Origin of the sequence: Phenylobacterium sp. (assembly GCF_030693805.1) — a bacterium.
In the GTDB taxonomy this organism is placed as follows: domain Bacteria; phylum Pseudomonadota; class Alphaproteobacteria; order Caulobacterales; family Caulobacteraceae; genus Phenylobacterium.
In genome coordinates this window covers 1-5,059 of sequence record NZ_JAUXZW010000390.1, presented here as the reverse complement: position 1 = coordinate 5,059, position 5,059 = coordinate 1, and the positions used below count along the sequence as shown (strand labels likewise).

At 67.9% G+C, this 5,059-nt stretch carries 7 protein-coding genes; 4 read left to right on the top strand and 3 right to left on the bottom strand.

Translation table 11 applies throughout. The features are described from left to right. Positions 1–768: ketol-acid reductoisomerase (ilvC, locus tag Q8M88_RS15590; RefSeq protein WP_305598072.1), on the bottom strand; the 768-nt coding region annotated here is incomplete at its 3' end. Positions 769–956: 188 nt separating this feature from the next. On the opposite strand from ilvC, the gene arfB reads away from it, so the two are divergent. Further along, positions 957–1,376 (top strand): alternative ribosome rescue aminoacyl-tRNA hydrolase ArfB, encoded by a 420-nt coding sequence (gene arfB / locus Q8M88_RS15585; protein WP_305598071.1) that lies wholly within the window; start codon positions 957–959, stop codon positions 1,374–1,376. Between the two features lie 81 nt (positions 1,377–1,457). Continuing rightward, on the top strand, positions 1,458–1,988 hold the full coding sequence (locus Q8M88_RS15580; RefSeq protein WP_305598070.1) for a hypothetical protein: 531 nt from the start codon (positions 1,458–1,460) through the stop codon (positions 1,986–1,988). A 25-nt stretch (positions 1,989–2,013) separates the two neighbouring features. Here the strand turns inward: Q8M88_RS15580 and Q8M88_RS15575 are convergent, their stop codons facing one another. Then, on the bottom strand, positions 2,014–2,352 hold the full coding sequence (locus Q8M88_RS15575; RefSeq protein ID WP_305598069.1) for a hypothetical protein: 339 nt from the start codon (positions 2,350–2,352) through the stop codon (positions 2,014–2,016). 153 nt (positions 2,353–2,505) lie between these two features. Between Q8M88_RS15575 and Q8M88_RS15570 the strand changes: the two genes are divergently transcribed. Continuing rightward, the gene (locus Q8M88_RS15570; RefSeq protein ID WP_305598068.1) at positions 2,506–2,964 is read left to right on the top strand and encodes a BA14K family protein; all 459 of its coding nucleotides are present in this window, start codon (positions 2,506–2,508) and stop codon (positions 2,962–2,964) included. Between the two features lie 68 nt (positions 2,965–3,032). Continuing rightward, positions 3,033–3,428: a hypothetical protein gene (locus tag Q8M88_RS15565; RefSeq protein ID WP_305598067.1), complete on the top strand. Its 396-nt coding sequence runs from the start codon at positions 3,033–3,035 to the stop codon at positions 3,426–3,428. A gap of 41 nt (positions 3,429–3,469) precedes the next feature. Here the strand turns inward: Q8M88_RS15565 and Q8M88_RS15560 are convergent. Beyond that, on the bottom strand, positions 3,470–5,059 hold a 1,590-nt coding region (locus tag Q8M88_RS15560; RefSeq protein ID WP_305598066.1), incomplete at its 5' end, for an AAA family ATPase.

The window sequence follows — 5,059 nt, the reverse complement described above, 5'->3', positions numbered from 1 at the left end:
CTCCGCGGTGTTGGAGATCGAGTAGTTCATGTTGGCGATGCCGCCTTCATAGATCAGGTCGACGATCAGCTTCACTTCGTGCAGGCACTCGAAATAGGCCATCTCGGGCGCGTAGCCCGCCTCGACCAGGGTTTCGAAGCCGGCGCGGATCAGCTCCACCAGGCCGCCACACAGCACCGCCTGCTCGCCGAACAGGTCGGTTTCGCACTCTTCGCGGAAGTTGGTCTCGATGATCCCCGAACGGCCCCCGCCGATCGCCGAGGCGTAGGCCAGGCCGAAGTCCAGCGCATTGCCGGTCGGGTTGCGGTCGATGGCGATCAGGCAGGGCACGCCGCCCCCGCGCTGGTACTCGCTGCGCACGGTGTGGCCGGGGCCTTTGGGCGCGATCATCAGCACGTCGATGCCGGGCTTCGGGTCGATCAGGCCGAAATGGACGTTCAGGCCGTGGGCGAACAGCAGCGCCGCGCCGTCGCGAATGTTGGGGGCGATCTCGTTGTTGTAGATGCCGCGCTGCAGCTCGTCAGGCGCGAGGATCATGATCGCGTCGGCCCAGGCCGCGGCTTCGGCGACGTTCATCACCTTCAGGCCGTCAGCCTCGACCTTCTTGGCCGTGGCCGAACCGGCCTTCAGCGCGACGACGAGGTTCTTCACCCCGGAATCCACCAGGTTGAGCGCGTGCGCACGGCCCTGGCTGCCATAGCCTACAATGGCGATCTTCTTGTCCAGGATGCGGGCGATGTCGGCGTCGCGGTCGTAATAGACGCGCATGGGCGTTCTCCAGAACTTGATCGTCGGGCAGGCCACGGCGCACTGACGTCGTAGCAAAGGCGGCGCTATCGACCGTTTTTTTACAGAAAGGTCAAGCCGGCGCGCCGATCATAAGCGAGACGACGTCCGCCGCACCCTGTAGGAAGCGGCGCCGCCGCCAGGCCACGCGCAGAGAGGGAGGCGCACCGATGATTGTCGTGAACGCCCGCGTCTCGCTCGCCGATGACGAATTCAGCGAACGCATGGTCAAGGCCAGCGGTCCCGGCGGCCAGCACGTCAACAAGACCAGCAACGCGATCGAACTTAGGTTCCACGTCGGAAACTCCAGCCTGGAAGACGACGTCAAGGAACGTCTGCGCGGCCTCGCCGGCAGCCGGCTCAGCCAGGAGGACGTGCTGATCCTGTTCGCCCAGGGCTCCCGCTCGCTGGAGATGAACCGCCAGGACGCCCGCGAGCGCCTGGCCGAGCTGGTGCGCCAGGCCCTGCACCGTCCCAAGTCGCGCCGCCCCACCCGGCCGACCTACGCCTCGAAGCTCAAGCGGCTGGAGGGCAAGTCGAAGCGCTCCGGCGTCAAGTCGATGCGCGGACGGCCCGGTCGCGAAGACTGAGCTGAGGGCGGTTGACGCGGCTCAGGCATTTTGCGCAGGCCCTCTTGGCGCGCCCGCCTCGCTCCGCATAAGGTCCCCGCCATGCGCGTCCTTCGTCGTTTCGTAGCTTTCTCGACCCTCGCCCTGCTCGCCGCTTGCGAGACCGTGGGCGCGCCGCCGCCGCCGCCGCCGATGGCCCCGCCATCCGCGACGGTGTTCCGCTCGAGCGATTTTTCGTGGTCGGCGGTGCCGGGGCGCAACGCCGTCGTCGGGCGCCTTACCTACAAGCGCCCAGAGGCGCGATACACCTGCGCCGGCGCGGCGGTGGTTCTGACGCCGGAGACGCTGTGGACGCGCCGACGGATGAACATCCTGTACAATTCGCCGATCTCGGCCGCCCTGCCGGTTGAAGAGGTGCGCGCCCGCACGCCCGCCAGCAACGGTGAGGACTTTTCGGCTTTCGTGCGTCGCACCACCTGCGACGCCGCCGACCGGTTCAGCTTTTCTGGACTGCCGGACGGCGCCTGGTACGTGATCTCAGTGGCCAAACCCGCTGAAGGCCGAGGCCCAAGCATTGCGGTGATGCGGCGCGTCGAGACCCGTGGCGGCCGACCCACCTCGGTCGGTCTCTAAGGCGTCCGGCAGTCCGGGAGGCGGCTCAGAACCGCTCCACCCCGCGCTTGATCGGTTCGGTGGGGTCGGCGTCGAGCAGGTCGGCGATTTCCTGCATGAACGACTCGCGCCGCGCCGCCGCCGCGATCGGATCGGGCGCATTACGCACGGCCGCCGCTGCATTGCGGCGTGATTCCAGCCGCAGGCGTTGCGACACTGCGGCCAGGTGGCCCTCGCTTTTACGCAAATCCATCAGCGCCGCGTGTTTGCGCGCCTCTTCGATACGCTTGCGCACCAGGGCGTCCACGTCGGTGCCGGACTCCGCACGCGCCGCCAGATTGGCGAAGTCGCGCACGTACATTTGGACAAACTGCTCTTCGGCCATTGCGTCCTTATCCTCCCGGCCGCGCAGTTGAGCGCCACGCGGCGATGTCCATTAACATATCTTAACAGGCACGGGGCCGGTATCGTCGGTCAGGCGAACGAAAGCAGAGCTTGTGGTGTTCCAGCCGCGGGCTTGAACGAGGGGAGCTGCGCCATGCGCGTGATGTTGACCGCCGCGCTCGCGGCAATCGCCGTCGTCGGATCGCCGGCCGCCCACGCCCAGACCTATTGGGACGGCCATAACTACTATGAGCGTCCCCAGCCATTGCCCGCACCGCCGCCAGCCTCCGCTGCGCCCCACGCCCCTGACCCGAGGCCCGCTCCCGCCAGCCAACACGACCGTGCCGCCGGGCGCTATGATCAGGACCTTCGCGACCAGGCCGCCCGCTACGGGCGCGAGGACGAGGACTTCGGCGACGACCGATATGGGCGAGACGACATTCGCAATGCCGCGGGCGACGGTCGCGACGATGAGAACCGCTACGTCGGTTGGCGGCGCGACGGGTCGTGGGGGCAGCATGTGCGCGCCTGCATGAGCCGCTATCGCAGCTACAACGCTCGCACCGACAGCTACCTGGCCGGGCCCGGCGTTTGGGTGCGCTGCGGCCTCTAGACGGCCGGACGGAGCTTGTGGCCGCGCTGCGCGTTTACCTTTTGAGGGAATTCGGCACGGAGGGATCCATGCGCAAGATCATGACCATCGCCCTGGCCGCCATGACAATGGCCGGCGGCGCGATCACGGCGAGCAGCGCGGAAGCGCGCGACTACCGCAACCACCGCGCCTACGACGGCCGCGGCTACAACAACGGCTACTACTACAACAACCGCAACTACCGCCGGAACAACGACGACGGCGCGGCGATCGTAGCCGGTATCGCGGGCCTGGCGATCGGCGCGGCGCTGGCCTCCGGCAGCCGCGACCGGGGCTACTACGACAGCGGCTACGCCCGGCGCGGCTACTACGGCCAGCCCTACTACGGGCGCGGCTATTACGGCTCTTCGTATCGCCGCTGCACCACCACTCAGCGCTACGACCCGTATTATGGCGGCTACGTCGAGCGCACCTACTGCCGATAGCCGCTCAAGGGGCGTCGCCTGCTGGCGACGCCCCTCTTTCGTCAGTGCACCTTGGCGCGGCCGATCTCCAGGCCTTCGCCCGTGGCGGTGACGTCGATCACCGCCCCGTCCTCCAGGTCGCCCGCCAGCAGCTTGCGCGCAATCGGGTCGACCAGTTCCTTCTGGATCACACGCTTCAGCGGACGCGCCCCGTAGACCGGATCGTAGCCGCGCTCGCCCAGCCAATGCATGGCCGCCGGATCCAGGGTGATCGCCATGCGCCGGTCGCCCAGCAGCTTTTCCACGCGCTGGAGCTGGATCCGGACGATGTTGTCCATCTCCGCGCGGCCCAGGCGCTTGAACAGGATGATCTCGTCGATCCTGTTCAGGAACTCCGGCCGGAAGTGACGGCGCACGGTGTCCATCACGCCAGGGCGTGCGGCTTCCACGTCCTCATCGTCCGCGAGTCCGGCCAGATGCTCCGACCCTAGGTTCGAGGTCATGATGATGATCACGTTGCGGAAATCGACCGTGCGCCCCTGGCCGTCGGTCAGCCGGCCATCGTCCAGCACCTGCAGCAGCACGTTGAAGACGTCGGGGTGGGCCTTCTCCACCTCATCGAACAGCACGACCTGGTAGGGCCGGCGCCGCACCGCCTCGGTCAGCGCCCCGCCCTCGTCGTAGCCGACGTAGCCGGGAGGCGCGCCGATCATCCGGCTGACCGAGTGCTTTTCCATGTACTCGCTCATGTCGAGGCGGGTCACGGCGGACTCGTCGTCGAACATGAACTCGGCCAGCGCCTTGGTGAGCTCGGTCTTGCCGACGCCCGTGGGGCCCAGAAACAGGAACGAACCAATCGGCCGGTTGGGATCCTGCAGGCCGGCTCGGGCGCGGCGAACCGCGTCGGACACCGCGAGCAGCGCCTCTTCCTGGCCGACCACGCGGTCGCGCAGCTTGTCCTCCATGGCCAGCAGCTTCTCACGCTCGCCCTCGAGCATCTTCTCCACCGGCACGCCGGTCCAGCGCGAGACCACCGCGGCGATCTGCTCGGCGTCGACGACTTCGGGCGACAGCGGGTTCTTGCCGGACTCGGCCTCTTCCGCCGCCAGGATGCGTTCGAGCTGCGGGATCTCGCCGTAGGCGATCTCCGAGGCCCGCTGCAGGTCGCCGCGACGCTGGGCCGCGATGAGTTCCGCGCGCAGACGCTCGAGCGCCTCGCGCGCCTGGGCGGACTGGCCGACCTTCTCCTTCTCGGCGCGCCAGCGGGCGGTCATTTCGGCGGAGCGCCCCTCCAGGTCGTCGAGCTCTTCTTCCAGCTTCTCCAGCCGGGCTTTCGAGGCGTGGTCGGTCTCCTTGGACAGCGCCTCCCGCTCGATCTTCAGTTGCACGACGCGACGGTCGATCTCGTCCAGCTCCTCGGGCTTGGAATCCACGGCCATGCGCACGCGGCTGGCGGCCTCGTCCATCAGGTCGATCGCCTTGTCGGGCAGGAAACGGTCGGCGATGTAGCGGTTCGAGAGCGTCGCAGCGGCGACGATGGCGGCGTCGGAGATGCGCACGCCGTGGTGCACCTCGTACTTCTCCTTCCGCCCGCGCAGGATCGAGACCGTCTCCTCGACCGTAGGCTCGCCGACGAACACCGGCTGGAAGCG